15 protein-coding genes are annotated in these 17,471 nt (G+C 46.6%); 5 read left to right on the forward strand and 10 right to left on the reverse strand.

Translation table 11 applies throughout. The features are described from left to right. Positions 1 to 8: 8 nt before the first annotated feature. Both HQM11_14830 and HQM11_14835 read left to right on the forward strand, forming a co-directional pair. Positions 9 to 794, forward strand: coding sequence for a thioesterase family protein (locus HQM11_14830; protein MBF0352305.1), 786 nt, complete (start codon positions 9 to 11; stop codon positions 792 to 794). A gap of 60 nt (positions 795 to 854) precedes the next feature. Continuing rightward, on the forward strand, positions 855 to 1,301 hold the full coding sequence (locus tag HQM11_14835; GenBank protein MBF0352306.1) for a MarR family transcriptional regulator: 447 nt from the start codon (positions 855 to 857) through the stop codon (positions 1,299 to 1,301). Between the two features lie 35 nt (positions 1,302 to 1,336). Here the strand turns inward: HQM11_14835 and HQM11_14840 are convergent, their stop codons facing one another. From HQM11_14840 to miaB, 8 genes are all read right to left on the reverse strand, one after another. Next, positions 1,337 to 1,891, reverse strand: coding sequence for a Uma2 family endonuclease (locus tag HQM11_14840; GenBank protein MBF0352307.1), 555 nt, complete (start codon positions 1,889 to 1,891; stop codon positions 1,337 to 1,339). Between the two features lie 256 nt (positions 1,892 to 2,147). After that, complete coding sequence (locus HQM11_14845; protein ID MBF0352308.1) at positions 2,148 to 2,552, reverse strand: rhodanese-like domain-containing protein; 405 nt, start codon at positions 2,550 to 2,552, stop codon at positions 2,148 to 2,150. Further along, positions 2,549 to 3,019: an NADPH-dependent 7-cyano-7-deazaguanine reductase QueF gene (gene queF / locus HQM11_14850; GenBank protein ID MBF0352309.1), complete on the reverse strand. Its 471-nt coding sequence runs from the start codon at positions 3,017 to 3,019 to the stop codon at positions 2,549 to 2,551. The genes HQM11_14845 and queF overlap by 4 nt, the downstream gene beginning before the upstream one ends. A 55-nt stretch (positions 3,020 to 3,074) precedes the next feature. Then, positions 3,075 to 3,857 carry a flagellar biosynthetic protein FliR gene (gene fliR / locus HQM11_14855; protein MBF0352310.1) on the reverse strand — a complete coding sequence of 261 codons (783 nt, stop codon included), beginning with the start codon at positions 3,855 to 3,857 and terminating at the stop codon, positions 3,075 to 3,077. Positions 3,858 to 3,919: 62 nt separating this feature from the next. Further along, on the reverse strand, positions 3,920 to 4,300 hold the full coding sequence (locus tag HQM11_14860; GenBank protein MBF0352311.1) for a TraR/DksA family transcriptional regulator: 381 nt from the start codon (positions 4,298 to 4,300) through the stop codon (positions 3,920 to 3,922). Positions 4,301 to 4,579: 279 nt separating this feature from the next. Further along, positions 4,580 to 5,890 carry a methyltransferase domain-containing protein gene (locus HQM11_14865; GenBank protein MBF0352312.1) on the reverse strand — a complete coding sequence of 437 codons (1,311 nt, stop codon included), beginning with the start codon at positions 5,888 to 5,890 and terminating at the stop codon, positions 4,580 to 4,582. Positions 5,891 to 5,902: 12 nt separating this feature from the next. Beyond that, a complete protein-coding gene (locus HQM11_14870; protein MBF0352313.1) occupies positions 5,903 to 7,195 on the reverse strand; it encodes a class I SAM-dependent RNA methyltransferase in 1,293 nt (430 codons plus the stop codon). Positions 7,196 to 7,231: 36 nt separating this feature from the next. Continuing rightward, positions 7,232 to 8,554 carry a tRNA (N6-isopentenyl adenosine(37)-C2)-methylthiotransferase MiaB gene (gene miaB / locus HQM11_14875; GenBank protein MBF0352314.1) on the reverse strand — a complete coding sequence of 441 codons (1,323 nt, stop codon included), beginning with the start codon at positions 8,552 to 8,554 and terminating at the stop codon, positions 7,232 to 7,234. 249 nt (positions 8,555 to 8,803) lie between these two features. Here miaB and HQM11_14880 point away from each other — a divergent pair, with 249 nt between their 5' ends. From HQM11_14880 to HQM11_14890, 3 genes are read left to right on the forward strand one after another with little or no spacing between them, the layout of a single operon-like run. Further along, positions 8,804 to 9,835, forward strand: coding sequence for a hypothetical protein (locus HQM11_14880; GenBank protein MBF0352315.1), 1,032 nt, complete (start codon positions 8,804 to 8,806; stop codon positions 9,833 to 9,835). Then, a complete protein-coding gene (locus HQM11_14885; protein ID MBF0352316.1) occupies positions 9,832 to 10,689 on the forward strand; it encodes an aminotransferase class IV in 858 nt (285 codons plus the stop codon). The genes HQM11_14880 and HQM11_14885 overlap by 4 nt, the downstream gene beginning before the upstream one ends. Next, a complete protein-coding gene (locus tag HQM11_14890) occupies positions 10,686 to 11,321 on the forward strand; it encodes a hypothetical protein (protein ID MBF0352317.1) in 636 nt (211 codons plus the stop codon). Before HQM11_14885 ends, HQM11_14890 begins: the two co-directional genes overlap by 4 nt. 45 nt (positions 11,322 to 11,366) lie before the next feature. On the opposite strand, the gene HQM11_14895 is transcribed toward HQM11_14890, so the two are convergent. Further along, on the reverse strand, positions 11,367 to 16,280 hold the full coding sequence (locus HQM11_14895; GenBank protein ID MBF0352318.1) for a protein kinase: 4,914 nt from the start codon (positions 16,278 to 16,280) through the stop codon (positions 11,367 to 11,369). 163 nt (positions 16,281 to 16,443) lie between these two features. Further along, the gene (locus tag HQM11_14900; protein ID MBF0352319.1) at positions 16,444 to 17,280 is read right to left on the reverse strand and encodes a DUF547 domain-containing protein; all 837 of its coding nucleotides are present in this window, start codon (positions 17,278 to 17,280) and stop codon (positions 16,444 to 16,446) included. Positions 17,281 to 17,471 lie beyond the last annotated feature (191 nt).

Raw genomic sequence — 17,471 nt, forward strand, 5'->3', positions numbered from 1 at the left:
GAAACAGCATGAATTACTCTGAACTTTTACAGTCCATGAAACAGGAAGAAAATGGCTGGACCGCCTTGATGACGGAAGACTGGTTGCAGGGACGAAGTGCCTTTGGCGGGATTCAGGCCGCAATCGCTGTGAAGGCGATGCGTCCTCTGGTTTCAGAGGAAATGCCCTTACGGTCACTACAGACCACTTTCATTGCGCCAGTTCCTCCAGGTACTTTCCGGGTAACCGCACAGGTCCTGCGCTCCAGCAAAAACACTACGCATGTCGAGGCACGGTTGTTGGAGGGTGACAAAATTCTGGCACTATTGATCGGAGTGTTTGGTGGCTCCAGACCTTCCAAAATCATACGCGTCCCCCAGCAGCCAGAAGTTGTTTGTGACAAACCTGTTGAACTGCGTTTTATTCCCGGCGTGGTGCCTAATTTCACTCAGCATTTTTCCGCGTTCTGGATCCGGGGTGGATTACCGTTTTCAGGCAATCCACTTCCTGAGGTTGTTGTAGAGGTCAGTATGAAGGACTCCGGATTTGCGACTGAATCACACATTCTGGCAATCGCTGATTTTATTCCACCGGTAGCGCTTTCCATGATGAACACACCTTCCGCAGGCAGTTCGTTGACGTGGATGCTCGAATTTCTGGGAGATTCACTCCAAAGCAGACCTCTTGAACATTGGCGTATTGACGCTGAAATGGTTGCCGGACAAGAGGGCTACACCAGTCAATCCGTCATGATCTGGGGACCGGGCGGTGAACCTGTGGCCTTAAGTCGGCAGAGTATGGTCGTTTTTGGCTAAGCCCGTTTTTCAGTTCTCAAACGTAGCCTGAGCATTCAGGTGACTTTCAGATCAATCAACATGACGTCCATCAACCCTAACGATTGTTTATACTATTTGATTTCCAGAGCGACGCTGGTCACTACTTCCGCCTTGAAAAAAGATTTTGAAATTGCGGGAATTCCTGAAATGAAACCCGCCTATCTGGGAGTATTGCTGTCACTCTGGAAAGAGGATGGCTTGCAGTCTGCCGAACTTGGGAGAAAAGCCGGTTTGGAACCATCAACGATGACCGGACTGTTGGATCGCATGGAACGGGACGCGTTGATTCTCAGGCAAGCAGATCCGAACGACCGTCGTGCGCAGCGCATCTATCTGACACAAAATGGGCGAAACCTACAGGAATCTGTCATGGCTATAGTGAATCAAACGCTAAACAGGATGAATGCGGGTATTTCTGTGGAAGAGATCAATGTGGTAAAAAAGACGCTGAAAACTTTGTTATCCAATAGCCTGGGAGGCCAATAATCACACAGACAAGAATTTTCCGGATTCCTGTTTCTCTATCGCTGACGGGACATCTCCTCAAAAATCACCTTATCATAGAGTTGATCCACTGAACCTTGAAATTCAGTGGAGGCCAACACAAAATTTTCTCCGGCTTCATAGGTGGTTAACATCCAGCTATTGAGTTGCTCCGGAATTTTATGAAAGATCTCCACTCGTTTGATATGAGAATTGATCAAAACATAATCTTTCAGGGATGTCAGCCGTTTGTAAAGGTTGAATTTCTCTCCACGGTCATAAGCTTCAGTTGAATGTGACAACACTTCAGCAATCAACACAGGATGATGGATGAAATCTCTGTTATGCTGTTGGTCGTCCGATGAGCATGTGATGGAAACATCCGGATAAACAAAATGTACTTCCCGACGGGATTCAATACGGACCTTCATATCAGGTCCATGCACCTCACAGGATCTTCCTTTCAAAAACGTATGGAGTTCCCCGATCAAGTTGGTCGATATCGTGGAATGATTACGCTTTGCGCCTGCCATTGAATACAATTGGCCCTCATGAAATTCATGTTTGAGATGTGAACGGGTCTCAAATGCCAAATATTCTGTTTCAGTATAAATTTTAGAAAGTTTTCTCGCGGAGTACATAGGCTTAGAACATGTAAAGGTAAGCGTTCAGCCGTCAGTTATCAGTTTTCAGGAATTCTCAAGGCCTGGAAGCCAAACGATATTTTCTGCTATTGAGTTATAATGCTTCTGAAGCGCATAAACACTGAAAGCTGAATACTGAAAGCTGAACGCTTACATGTAAAGTTAGGAACGGTCATTTTTTGAATTACGGGACAGCATTGAACTGTTAACGGGAAACAGGCAACCCCTGTGACTGCCATTCGGCAAAACCATGATTCATGTGCAGGACATGCTGAAAACCCAGTTGCTTCATTTTGTTCAACGCCTGACTGCTGCGTCCGCCAACCTGACAATAGACCAGATATGCTTTCGAGCGGTCCAGTTCCTGAATGTTTTTCATAAAATCTGTTGAAAAATAATTGATCAGTTTCGCCTCAGCCAGATGTCCACGGGAGAATTCCGCAGGCGTTCGGAAATCCAGAATTTCAAGGGGCTGGTCTTTTTCGTTTTGCTGAAGTGCCTGAAACGCTTCATTGGCGGATACATTCCGGAATTGTGACTTGAGCGGTTGCGCCCATAAAGTTCCTGTCATGAACAGCACGAGCCATAAACAGAGTAGCGATTGTTTCATAAGTTCTCCTTTGAGGTGTGAAAGGGAGGCGTTTTTTCCCGGAGGGATTCCTGATCTTCTGAACGGATGATACAGGTGGTATCAATCCCGCCTCGAGTGTTATAAACAGTGCGGACAATGAGCACTTCAGGTTGTAGCAGTTTGTTGAGATCCTGAAATATACGGGATGTTACTGCTTCCTGAAAAATCCCCACATTTCTGAAGGAAAGATAATAATATTTAAGCGCTTTCAACTCCACCAGCCAGTCCTTCGGAACATAGTCCACCACAATCAGTCCATAATCCGGCAAACCTGAAAAGGGACACACCGCGGAAAATTCAGGCATGCTGTAACGGATCCACTGACGTGGTCCCTGATAGTTAAAACGTTCCAGGAAGTCTGGATTGATGGAATCTTCCGATTCAAATTTGAATATTTTGCCTTCAGCATATTCCGTGCTGGTGACATCAGCGGAAACTGTTTTCATAAACTGTTTTCAATAAGAAAAGAGTGGTAAAATCATGAAGTACGAAATGTATGTATTATTGCGACAGGAGGTGAAGCACACGGAGAACATAATCATCAAACCGTTCAAAAAAGATTCTCAAGGTCTGGATAAAAAATGGCATGGTGACAGACATGAATCCAAACCCCAACAGCAACGTCAACGGAAACCCGATCACAAATAACTGAAACTGGGGCACAGACCGGTTGAGGAGTCCAAGGATGATGTTTGCGAGAAACAGCGAAACAATCAGTGGTGCCCCAATCTGAAAACCAATGGTAAAAATACTGGAGGATAATTTTAAAAATTCTTCGACCAGATTTTCACTCAAGCCAGCCTTGCCCGGAGGAATGATCTGATAACTTTGCACAATAGCCTGGATCACAACATGGTGCGCGTCAATCATCAGGAACACCAGAGAGGCAATGACCTTGTCAAACACCGCGATCAGTGACGATTGTTGTTGAGTGGTTGGATCAAACATGTTGGCAACGCTCAGCCCCATCTGCATTCCGATCAATTCTCCGGCAAAACTAATGGCGGCAAACATGATTTGTCCGACCATGCCCAATGTCAAACCTATCAGCAATTCGCTGGTTACCAGAATGAGAAAATGATGAATGGCGTGAACGTCAACAGGAATGGCTGGTAGGAACGGATGGATCAAAAAGGTCATTGCCAGGGAAAAGGCAATTTTTATCCTGCCTGGAATCGCAACGTCTCCCAAAATGGGGGCTGTCATTACAATTCCGGTTATCCTGAGCAGAACCACAATAAACGCCATCAATTCTGACGCATTGTAACTGAGTAGATTGGGCACTTCTGCCTCCCTGTCCGGGGTAACTCAAAAAATACTTTTATCCGCTCAGGAAAACGCAGGAATCAATCTTCGCCGAAATTCCGGCTGTCTTCAAAAGTGTTGGCATTGCGTGCTGTGCCGCGTTCCATAGTTTCCTGACAGAAAACACAATAGCGTGTGAAGGGAAGAGCCATCAGGCGTTTTTTGCCAATTTCCTCACCGCATTCATCGCAAAATCCATAATCTCCAATTGCCATCCTTCTCAGAGCATCCTCAATCTTCAGGAGTTTGTTCCGTTCACGATCCTGCAACAGCAGTTTAAATTCGCGTTCCTGTTCTTCAACACTTTCATCGATTGGATCACCCACATCGTGATCACTGTTTATATCCTGGTTGTGTTGTTCTTCAATATCCGCCATCAACTGCGCTTTTTCCTGCATTAGAACTTGTTTAATTTCTTCCATGGTTACCTTCAATAATTAGTCGGTCCGTAAACCAGAGACGGGGACTCACCCTCATCTGTAAGGAAAGCAATGATCTGGATGATGCCCTGTCAGGCATCAAATCAAGGTGTGAGGTTCTAAAAAGATCAGGTGTATATGTCAAGGAAATTGACAATTTTCTCTGTTTCCATGCAATTATATAGCATATAAAAAGCACCTAAGCAAAGTGATGGTTTGGCCATGCAGAATCCTTACCTCAAAAATTGTAACATTGTCTGAAATTACAATGTTGAGCGTTTTTCAGGAAACACGCTGGAGCAAGGCTCCGAAAAATCCCATGATGCCAGCCTCTGGCAACGTTTGAAAAAACCCCTCCTCTGTGAGCCATGCCTGATAAGGCGTCTGGTCCTCAAGAAGTTTTCCCGGTGGCACAACCTGAAATGCGGGATGCTGTTGAAGAAATCTGGAAATTTGCCGCTGATTTTCTTCTGGCTCAAGTGAGCAGGTCGAATATACCAGAAAACCGTTGATTTTGGTGACAGCCGCTCCTGATTCCAGCAGTTTCCGTTGCACAGAAACCTGCCTTAGCAGATCCTGTAATTTTGCAACACGTTTAATGTCAGGATTTTTCCTGATGGTTCCTGTGGAAGAGCAGGGCGCATCCACCAGCACCAGATCAAACGTCTGATCGGTAAACGGCAAATTATGACCATCAGCGGTCAACAGGAGCGGCATTTTAAAAGACAGTCGGGTCAAATTTTCTGCCAGAAGACGCATTCTGGCATGGGCGGAATCGACGGAGACCACTTGAACCGCGGCAGGATTTTCGAGCAAATGAAAGGTTTTGCCACCGGGTGCCGCACACATATCCAGAATTTTTCCTGATACCACAGAGTGTATCAGTCGCATAAACAGCCAGGAAGACACATCTTGAACAAACCATGGCCCATGCTGAAACGCTTCGCCCTGCAATAGCGATGAACCCTGAGTCAGGATCCGCCCTTCCGGTACCAGCGGATGGGGCATGGAGTCGTCAGGAAAAACATCGGAATTATTCTTGTTCTCCAGGGAATTCTTCGAAAAAAAGGTCATGCCCTCATACTGGTTATTGGCCACACACATGGATTCTGCCAGTTCAGGACCATAAAATTGCCGCCACCGTTCAACCATCCATGCCGGATGGGAGGTTCGCACCTCCAGTGGATGCGTTTCAAGGGCTATTTTTCCTGCGGCCAGATCACGCTGAAGGTTGCGCAACACCGCATTCACCAGATTTTTTTTATGTGGAACTTTGAAAACTCCCGCGAGTTCTACGGCTTCGAAAAGTGTGGCACGCTCAGGAATTTTTTCCATGAACAACAATTCAAAAGTGCCCAATTGTAAAATGATCCGCACCACATCCGGCAGTTTATGGAGTGGTTGGGACAAACGCGCGGTGATTTCAGTATCAAGCAGGATGCTGTTTCTAAGGATTCCCTGAAACAATGCGGAATACAACCTTCGATCTTCACTTTTGGGGATGGAAGGCGGCAACTCTTCCGGCAACCAGCCCTGTTTCTGGAGATTCAACAAGTTTTTCACACACCAGAATCTGGCGGGATTTACAGACATACGGTACCTTTCTCAGCGTTCCAGCACAAGGAGTGTTTCAAAATGGGGTGTTGCCGGAAAAAAATTATACAATTTCCAGAAAACCGGGCGGTATGCCCCGAGCAAGCGTGATACATCACGGGTGCAGGTGGAAGGATTGCAGGATAAATAGATCAGTCGTTTCGGTAGTTTTTTAAGGATTTCATTGCAAAAGCCGGCATCAAGTCCCGCACGGGGAGGATCCACCAGGATCACTTTGTCGCCCTCAATGTAATTTGGTAAAGTTTCACTGCGGCCATGCAATGCCTGATAATGAGTCAGATGATTGAGCGCGATATTGGCTGAGGCGAAGGCGACCGCGTTCCTGTCACTTTCGACCACCATACAGCTTCGAACCGCATCAGCCAGTCCAATTCCCAGGGCGCCGACCCCGCCATAGTAATCGACCAGGTGCTCATCTCTGACAAAGGGCAGTATGTCCTCAAGCACGGCATTCAAGGGAAACACATTGATCTGAAAAAAGGCCTGGTCGCCATAGCGCAGAACCCTGTGCCGGAGCACTTCTTCCAGATAGGGGATTCCCAACTGTTTGATCAATCGCGGGTGTTTCCTGTTAGTTGTTTCTTCATAAATCCAGAGTCCGGCCAGCCCTGTTTTTTCAAACAATGATTGAGCCTGTGGAAAATGTGAGGAATGGATGAACAGACTTGCCTGGATCGCCCCCCCGGTGCAGGTTCGTACAATCAGTTTTCTGAGTTGGTTGACCTCAATTTTTCGGGCTTGAAGCCATTCCAGAATGTTGTGTGCCATCTGGTTCAGCCGGGATTCCCCCAACAGACAACCACAAACAGGTTGCAGATTATGGGTTCCGCGCTGGAGCATGGCGAAGGACAATGTTCCCTGATGCATCATGAAATTGAATTCAAGTTTGTTGCGGTAGGAAAATCGTTGGTGTTCTGTGAGCGGATGGATGGTGAAATCAAGCGGCAGTTTACAAAAACGATTGAACAATTCCCGGGCAATCTCTATTTTCCAGTGTTGCTCACAGTCAAGCGTCATGATCTGCCACGGACTGCATGAGTAAAAATGGTCTTCAACCGGTTCAATCCGTTGAGCCGATGGTTCCAGAACCTGAAGTGTTTCCGCCTCGAGGTAATCTTTTTTTTCTTCCAGCACCGACACCTGAACCCGTTCCCCGGGCAGTGCATTTCCAACGAGTATCACCTTCCCATTCACCCTGCCAAGCCCATTCCCTCCTGAAACCAGTTTTTCAATCTGGCATTCCAGAACTCTCTTTGGTTGTGGCGCTGAAATTTGTTTAGTCATTTTTCCTTTCCCCCTTTTCCCTTTAACCTTTCCCCTTTAAAAAGGTTTTCCTACGAGTGAATAGAGTTTGGCTTCGGTAATGATGACATTCAGTATGTCGCCGGGTTTTCCTGTGGAGTCCTCAATCATGATCGAATGGTTGCCACGGGTTTTTCCTGTGGGACATTGAGAAAATTTGGGATGAAATCCTTCAAGCAGTACTTCCTGTGTTGTTCCGATCATGGATTGATATTTTTCGCCAATGATTTTCTCATGCAATTCCAGCACAATTCGCAAACGTTCATTCTTAACCTCTTCAGGAACCTGTTCATCAAAGGTTGCCGCGGGAGTTCCAGGTCGTGGTGAATACTTGAAGGAGTACACCTGGTCAAACCGTGCCAGTTCCATCGCCTTAACCGAACATTGAAAATCTTCATCGGTTTCACCGGGAAAACCCACAATCAAATCGGTGGAGATGGCGGCCTCAGGCAAATGACTGCGCAAGAGATGAACTTTTTCCATAAATTCTTCCAGCGTGTAATGCCGTCGCATGGATTTCAGAATTTTATCGGATCCTGATTGAATTGGCAGATGCATGTGTTCACAAAGGGAGGGCAATTCCACAAAGGCCCGGGCCAGATCTTCCTGAAAATCTTTGGGATGAGGGGAAATGAAGCGAAGTCTGCTGAGTCCGGGAAGCGCATCGAGTTGTCTCAATAATTCCACAAAATCCACTCCGTTGGCTTTGTAGGAATTGACGTTCTGACCCAGCAGGCAGATTTCCACAATTCCTTCAGCGACCAGTTTACGTGCTTCCTCAATAATATTTTCCGGTTCGCGGCTCACCTCAAGACCACGAGTGACGGGAACAATACAGAAGGTGCAAAAATTATTACAGCCCTTGGTGATGGAAATATGCGATTTGAACTGTGGTCCGGGTGGAGAGTGAAACAGGGTTTCCGGGATAAAATTTCTTACTTTTTGTTTATATTCCTTGCGTTCGGTACGCAACACCCGTTTGCCCTGACGGACCTGTTCCAGCATTTCCGGAAGATCAAACAGATTGTCTGTTCCAAAAACCATATCGACTGATTTTGCCCGTTTCAGAATGGTTTCACCTTCCTGTTGCGCCACACACCCCCCAACCCCGATGATGAGTCCGGGATGTTTCTCCTTCAGCATTTTCAATCGTCCCAGCATGCTGTAAACCTTTTGTTCAGCCTTATCTCTGACAGAACAGGTATTCAGCAGAATCAGGTCGGCGTCCTCTGTTTGATCGGTGTAAACATAGTTTTGCTGTTTCAGAATTTCGGCCATTTTTTCAGAATCGTATTCATTCATCTGGCAACCGAAAGTTTGGATATTCACTTTTTTAGTCATGAGCAAACCCTTGGAACTGAAAAGGAGTGTTTAATAATTCAAGGAATCCGGGGAGGTATAAGTCTGCATGGAAAAAAACTCAATTCCAAAACCCTGCCTGACGATTTACTTTGATTGATGGAACATTTTTTGCGTTTTCATTGACGGGAAATACTGGAAACTGCTCTTGTAATTGATAGCAAGAGTGTGTCACATCCATATAAAACATCAGTCGGTTTTTTATGCACAACCCACAAATAAACAGGACTCATGGGTGATGAAGACAAACTACAGAACCGTCAATCAACTGAAACAGTGCCTTCCACTTCCGAACAACTGCTGGCAAAGATCATGAGTCTGCCAACGGATCAACAGTATTATCTGGAAATCATAATCGATGGTCTGGGTGCGGGAAAAACCAAACAACAACGCCGTGCCGCCAAAAATACGGTGATGACCATTCTGGGGATTGTTCCCTCAGACATGACACTCCTCCGCCAGATTCAACAACTGTCTCCCTCTGCCAGAGAGGATGTCAAATCATTCATTCAGGAACAATTGCAGGCAGAACCTGAAATGGAATCACTGGTACGCACTCCAGTCTCGTCGACGCTTCCCTCAGAATTATCTGAATCCCCGGAAACGCATCCCGTTGAAGTGACATCTGCGGCTGAGGTTCAGATGGATTCCGTTGCCATGGAATCCACTCCGACTGAAGCATTGCCACAAATGGCGGAATCAGACGCCGAGACATCCCCTGACGTGAGTAATTCTGAGGCAGTGTCTGAAATATCGGCTGTGGAACCGGATTCCACGATGGCGACCGGCACTGTGGACATAGCAGAAACTGAAATACCTGAAATGGCAACAATGGCTGAAGAACCTGAGGTGGATAATTCCCGGGACTCAGCATTATCAGAAGCAGAGACCAACGAACAACCGAGCCTTGCTGATGAAGAGAGAGCCGCCAGGGAACTTGTTGAAGCACAAGCCCGGGAAAATTACGAAAAATTTATCAGGGAACTTGAAGAACTCGACAATGTGACAGATTCAAAAACCCGGATTCACATTTCAACACTCGGCAATGGATTGCTCATCAGTACTGATCAGGAAATTAAAAATCTGCATGAAGTGATTGATATTTACGTCGGCATGAAATTCAGGAATGTATACGGGTTATTCAAATCAGAGGACAAACACGCCGTGGAACATATCAATCCTGAAAAACTGATGTACATCATCATGAATGGAATGATTGTGGATAATGTCCGCTATCCCGTTGAATATGAGGTTCGGGTGTGACGACTTCTTTGCTTGAAATTTGTGTCAATGGCAGTTTTTTTCCAGAAAACCAGCCGGTATTGACAGCCAGTGATCGAGGCTTGTTGCTGGGTGATGGTTTGTTTGAAACCATTCGGGTTTATCAACAAAAACCATTTTTGATCCAGCAGCATCTGACACGAATGCTGGCATCAGCCCGCCACTTTCGTTTTCCGCTTTTGCCCGATTCCTTCGTGATCCATTCATGGCTTCAAGCGTTGATAGAGCGCAATCAGATCCAGACCGGCTATGCGCGCGTCACCCTGACCCGTGGCCTCAAACAATCTCCCGGACTTTACCTTGATCAGGAGTCTCACCCTCAAATCATTATTGAAACAAAACCGCTTGAATACCGGGAAATGACCTGGAACATCACCCTGGCTGAGGTCCGTCGTTCAAGAACATCCTTGATTTCCGCGCACAAAACAACCAACTATCTGGAAAACCTGATGGTTTTGGATCAGGCAAAAAATGAGGGCTTTGATGAAGCAATTCTCTGTGTGGAAGAAGGACTGGTTCAGGAGGGCACACGCACCAACCTGTTTTTTGTCGAAGAAAACCAACTATTCACTCCACCCCTTGAATTGGGGCCCTTGCCCGGCATCACACGGGGACTTGTGATGAACCAACTCCAACATGGTTACCCTGTGACTGAACTTCCGTTTGCCTGGGATTCTGTTCGCATGGCTGACGAGGTGTTTTTAACCAATTCCCTGTGGGGCATTATCGAGGTTTCCCGGGTGGATGAATTGCATAAACCAGCGGGAAAAGTGACGCAGAAACTGAAGCAGGTCTATCTGCAATATGTACAATCATTTAAGGAGACAAAAATATGAGTCAGGATTCGTTTTATCCGTTGATGAACCGGGATGTCTGGTTTGTTCAACAAGTCCGGGAATGGGGCGAAATTCTCACAGGCTTCGAAAGCCGCAATAAATATGAGATCATTGATGAGCATGGTAGCGCTCTCGGGTTTGTGGTCGAGGAATCAGGCGGTTTCATGGACACCCTGCTGAGACTGTTCCTGCGTTCTCATCGGCCCTTTCGGGCTTTGATCCTTGATGCGCAGGGAACGCCTGTCTTGCAGATCATTCGTCCTTTTTTCTGGATCTGGTCATCGCTCAGCATCCTGAACATGTCAGGGGAGCCACTGGGAGAAGTGCATCGGCGGTTTGCGCTGTTGCATCGTCAATATGACCTGCTGAACAAAGAGTTGATTCCATTTGCCAGAATATGGGCCGGATTGTTCAGGATCTGGACTTTTGACCTGAAATCTCTTGCGGATGAAACCATCGGCATGATTGCCAAAAAATGGAGCGGGATGTTTCAGGAAATGTTCACCAATTCGGATCGTTATATCATTTCCATCGACCCCTCAGTCGCTCTTGAACCCGAAGAAAAAGCTGTTGTATTTGCCACGGCCATCTCCATTGACTTTGATTATTTTGAAAAATCATCCAATTCATAACCAGTCGCTGTCGCTGTAGGTCTGAAAATTTCCGGAGTACTCACATTATTTCTTGTCAATCCGATACACGCCGTTCCATTGTGCTGGAGGTAGTTTCAGAAAGGTTTCACAACGGTCAATGAACACTTGAGGGACAGGATCTTCAGGCAGAAGTTCCTGATAATTTCTGAAACAGGCCTGAGCCTCTTTCCATTTTCCTGCTTCATAGATGCTGACAGCTTCCTGAAAACTGGTGAGATGCTTCAGTTTTGCTTCCTTCAATTCGGGCCGATCATGTTCAAACACATCATAGAGCCTCGTGACAGCCTCCTTGCCTTTGACCTGCACGCTGTCAATCAAGCGCATCGGAAGAGTATGCTGATTTCCCAGAAAATTTTTGGTTTGTTCCGAAATGATCAAATCACAACCATACAGTTTTGTGAGGGATTCGATCCGTGACGCGGTATTCACCGCATCGCCCAAAACCGTAGTGTCCATGCGTTCTTCCGAGCCAATCACGCCAATGGTGACTTCACCGGTGTTGATGCCGATCCCGATCCGCAAGGGAACAGCGCCTCGTTGTTGACGAATTACATTGAATTGAGCAAGAGCGGATTGCATACCCAAAGCGGCATACACCGCATCTCCCGGATTATCGTCAAACAAGGCCATGATCGCGTCACCAATGAATTTATCCACAAAGCCATGATGTTCCCGAATCGGCGCTTCCATGAACTTGAGATATTCATTGAGGAACCGGAACACTTCTTCAGGCGGCATATCCTCTGTCAACGAAGTGAACGACCTGACATCTGAAAACAGCACCGACAATGTTGTTTGTCGGGCCAATCCGGTTTCCAGGGATTCTATGTCAATATTGCCCAGGCGATTGGTGAACTGTCGGGGCACAAAGCGCTCAAACACCCGCATGGTGGCTTCAGTTTGTTGACGAGCTTGCTGTTCCTGCGCATAAATCTGGGCATTGTTCATGGCAATCGAAACCTGGGTGGCGAACACTTCCACAATTTCCCGATCCTTCATGCTGAACACCGAAGACGCATGATGGTTTTCCAGATATAAAACGCCCTGCATCGTATCTTTCAACATGATGGGGACCGCCAGGATGGATCGCAACTGAAACGACCGAATGCTATCGCTTTTGTTCCACCGTTTTTCATGTCGCGCGTCACGGGTCACAATCGATTGTCTGGATTCAAAAACTTCCCTGATCAAAACTTTACTGAAGCGATGGTCTTTTGGCTCCAACCGGGTTCCTCTGGCATTTCGGGCCAGGCGCAACATCACATCATCTTCACTGCACAGGCCGGTGACTTGACAACAACGGCCCACCGTGAACAGATAGCCCTGCTCAGCGCCGGACATCTGCATGGCACCTTTGAGAACCTCCTCGAACAGCGACTGAATATCCAGTTGAGCGGATATTTTCCGGTTGATTTCCATCAGTTTGAACATATCGGCGTTGCCCTGAAGAAAGGAAGTCAGAGAGGTCGAAGATTCGCTGGTATGTTTACTCCATGTTTTCAGGTCATCCCTGAACAGTTCATAATATCCGGTGATGTCGAGTCGGAGCATTTCAGTGAGGATTTGTTCTGCTGTTTTAACCGCATTGGGTTGATGCTCCCTGAACCATGCCAGACGTTGCACCGCGAATTGCACTTGCAGTTCAAGCAGTGGCGCGTCCAGTGGTTTGGAAAAACTCCGGGCCTCCTCAAGGGCTTCCCCGGCCTTGTCGAAAAAATTCAGATTCATATACGCCCATCCCGCCATGCAGGCATACAATCCCTGCATGTAGGGGTCCGGTCGAAAATCCATCTGGATTTTTGCTTCATCCAGAAATTTCAGGGCGGTTTCAGGATCATCGTTGAATATCGCCACCTGAATCCGTCCATACAAGGCCATTGGCCGATCAATCTGCTGTTCAGCTTTTTCGGTCCGGTTCAAAATTTCCTCAAACCGTTGAATGGCATCACTCAGTTTTCCATTCATCCCCAACGCTCTGGCGATCAAACATTTCTCAATGGCATCGCCCATGGGGCCCATCAGGCCTGTCATCATCCCGGTGTACTCAGAATTGACCATTTCCAGAATCTTTCTGAATTCACCGCGTTCCATTTCCATGATGGCCTGAGCCGCGATTCTCAATGTTTCTCCCAGACCTGTGTTTTCGGTGTTCAACCTGTCGGCGATTTGATGAATGGTGGCTTCCAGTTCACGAAATCGCCCCTGATAACTCATCAACGACGAGAGGATGATCATATTGTTCACCACCTCGTTATAAATTTGATATTTGAAGGACAGTTCCATGCCCCGTATGAGCAGATCGGAGCGTTCCGCATAACTCTTGCCGCTGGCAATGCGGCCCAGAATATTGAGAATTCGGGTCAGATATTGTTCGTCTTCAGGTTCAGTCGCCATGTGGATCAACTCTTCACCAAACCGGAAGGTGTCTTGTTTGAAGCCTCTGAAAAAACTGAGCATAGCCTTGAGCCACAGAAGTTTCATGATCTGGACTTTATTGTGACCAGCCCACTTTTCCAGAGCCAGCGTTTCCTGCCATAATTTGTCATACTCCTGAGTGTATAAAAAATTATAGCGAATGGCTTCATAGCGCACATCAAACTGTCGATCTGCGGGAATCAAACCCTCTGGTAAAGAGTTGAGATATTCCACCGCAAGATTGAAATAAATGTTGGTCTGGCGTTGGTAGGTACGCTCATCATGCGTCAGCATCGCGGATTTGAAATAGGCTTCAAACGCCTGTTCATTGTTACCGCTTTTCGCCCAATGGAAGGCAATGTCATAAATGCTGTCCGGAGAATCCGGAAGAATCCGCTGTTTCAGAAACAGGGCAATTTCCTGATGCAGACGCGCTTTGTGGTCGGGAACGAGACTGGAAGCCAGGGATTCTCTGAGTTGAGTGTCACGGAAGGCATACAGTTTTTTGGAATCCACCATCAGGACATTGTTCTGAATGGCTTTGTCCAGAATGACCAGCAACTCATTGTTTTGCAGGGGCTGAAGCTCAGGATGCGCTGGAATAATCCGGAGTAGCGCTTCAAAAGTAAACGCTCTGATAAACACGGCACCGCATTGCAGTACCTTTTGTTCCTCAGGTGTGAACAGGAGCAGTTCCAGTGAACCAGCTTTTGCCGACTCCACTTCGCCCATGAGACGTTCGGTCTGTTCCCGATCGACACGCCATGAATTGTGCTGATAATACACGGCATGATGATCCACCAATTGCTGAAGAATCTGACTCAACAAGCCCGGGTTTCCATGAACCAGATTGTAAAGACGGTTCATTAAAAAAGTCATGTCCTGTAACTTTTGGGAAAAGACACGCTGAAGCAACAGTCCAAACTGTGCCTCACTCAACGGATTGAGAAACATGTGCCTGAGCGTTGGCAAATCGAGAAGAGACAGTGTCTGTTTAAATTCTTTGGAAAGTTGTTTGTAATTGAAGGTGATGATCCACAAAACTTTCAATTGCAAAAACCGCTTCAGATCACCAAACAGACATTGAAAAGACTGGGCATCCATGTGCTGGAGATCATCAACCATGATCACCAGAAAGTGATTGTAGCGTGCGGTGATTTCAATAAATTGATAAACCACTTCACGATAATCCTCGATCTTCCACGGATTGACGGTTCGGGATACCGGAATCATGCCGGGTTCCAGCCAGTTTTCCAGTTCAGGAACAATTTCAAGCAGAAGCGGAAATCTGGTGTCGAAGGATTTGATGAAATATTGAACAATCGTCATTTGCTGAGCAGGTGTCATGCTTTTCAGAAACACATCAAACTGTCCCAGCAATGTTTTGAAAAAATGCATTGGTTTTTCACGGGAATCCTGACGCGACTGAACATGCCAACATATTTTTTCGGTGGTGCTCAGTTGATTGAACAGTTCCGAGATAAACCGTGTTTTTCCAACCCGGGGTGCGCCTTCGACCAGAAGCATTTGGCCTGATCCCAGGCGCAAGGCCTGATCCCTGTATTCCATGACGGTCTTGATTTCCTGCTCACGACCCACCAGCGGATATTGTCGGGGAATGCTCCAGGAATGGTCTTCCTCACCCAGTTTGAAATGAATGGAATGAGGCGCTTGTGTTTCGGCCAGACGGACATAGCGCTGAATGTCTTTGAGCAGTCCCTGGGTGGTTCGGTAGCGGTCATCCGGATCTTTGCTGAGCAATTTGAGAATGATGTTTTCCAGAATCACCGGCACATCAGGTCTGAATTGAGTCAAAGGTTCTGGTTCCTGAGCCATATGTTGATGAATCAACAATGCCGCGTCTTCATGCTCAAAGGGAACTTTTCCGGTTAAAATCTCATACATGCAGATCCCCAGCGAATACAGATCGGCGCGATGATCCACCGGACGATGCAGGATTCCGGTTTGCTCGGGTGCCATGTAAGCCAGGGTGCCGCCCATGTGTTCCATCTGGCCTGTCACCAGATGGGAAAGTCCGAAATCGAGCAATTTGACACCCATACCATTGCGGGTATGCCGAATGAGAATATTGGCTGTTTTCAAATCAAAATGAACCCAGTTTTTTTCATGGATAAACACCAGTGCGTCTGTTAAATCCATAAAAATTTTTAAGACCATTCCGAGATCCAGGGGGTGATGATCCTTGACAAAATGCGCGAGATTGGGGGCATCGATGTATTCCATGACCAGCATGTAAACATCATCTTCATGAAAAAAATCCTCATAATGGATAATGAATGGATGCTGGAGTTCTTTCAAGGCCTGGGCTTCTGCCTGAAAACGGAGGACCGTTTCAAGAGGGTATTTTTTCTTGCGGACATCAATGAGTTTGATGGCCTTTTCTTCACGGCTCTGGTTGTCAAATGCCAGAAGAACCTGCCCCATGCCGCCTTCGCCGAGAAGACGCTGGATCTGATACCTGTCAAGCAGGGTTTTACCAATATATGTGGAATGTCTGAGCATAAGCGGATGATAAGCAAAGAAGTCTGTAAGATTGACCGGATTCCTTAAAATCTGCTTTTATTGATTTCTGAAATCCGGATGGAGCCTCATGCTTTTCATGTAGCAACAAGAGGATCGAAATGCCAAGCTACTTTCATAAAAACCCCCTGTGGTTGTATCGCAATCAGGGCTGCGCGGCATTCAATTTCCAGTCATAGTCATGATCCCAACTTTCATGATAGGACCTGAGTTTTTCTGCCAATGGTGCGTCCGCGAAGTGAATCAAATGCTCAATCACGGAAGCGTCCGTTCCACCAAAATCAGTTTTGAACCAGTGATAGATGCTGGACAGAACCAGTTCCTCCTTTTCAAATTTTGCTCCACGTTCATGATTGATAAACGCTCTGGCCGCTGAATCAAGCAGGGTTTCCATATTTTCCCGGGTAAACGCCTGCGGTTGCAGATCGGGGCATCCCAGACTGGCGCAATTCAAGGCGTAATGCACCCGGTTATCCTGCCAGAGGGGTCTGAGGATACGGTGTTCGATGTCATTCAACGTGATTTTTTCGCCTTCAATTTCCATAAGTTTCATATCCCATGGACCAAAACTGAAAAATCCTGATTTGATATCCCGGATGGATTGGACAGGATAGTTTTTCAAAATGATCTGCACCGTCAGAGCATTGTAAAGGTTGATCCAGAAAGCTTTTTGTTCCTGCTTTGAATAAGCTGTGATTTGAGTCTGGCTCATCTGTTTCAGATAATCCGCGAGACTTTGACGATCTTCAGTGGAGACCCGGGTATAACGGACACGATTGATTCCGGAGGCGTGTTGTGTTTCCAGATACTTGTTTAAAAATTCCTGCCAGGGTTCATGATTGATCTGATTTTGATTGACGGGATTGTTCCGCGTCCATGTTTCCCATAAATCTGCGGATGGTGCCGCAATCACTGCCTGCATCAGGCCCAAAAATGTCAGTATGGCAAACAAAGTTTTCAGAGATTTTTGCTGATGATTCATCATCCTCCTTTGAACAGAAACTGTTCGGGTTGTTTAAAAAATATTGGTTCTTTGGAATTGGTCATGATAAGTACCCGACCAAAAATATTTAATCATTTTTTCTGGTTCCCTACCTCTGGTGGGGAACCCTTCTTAGCCCAATACCCGTGAGTGAAATCCTGTTTGTAGTCCCGCCTTTAGGCGGAAAAGCC

This window comes from SAR324 cluster bacterium (assembly GCA_015232315.1).
GTDB lineage: Bacteria > SAR324 > SAR324 > SAR324 > NAC60-12 > JADFZZ01.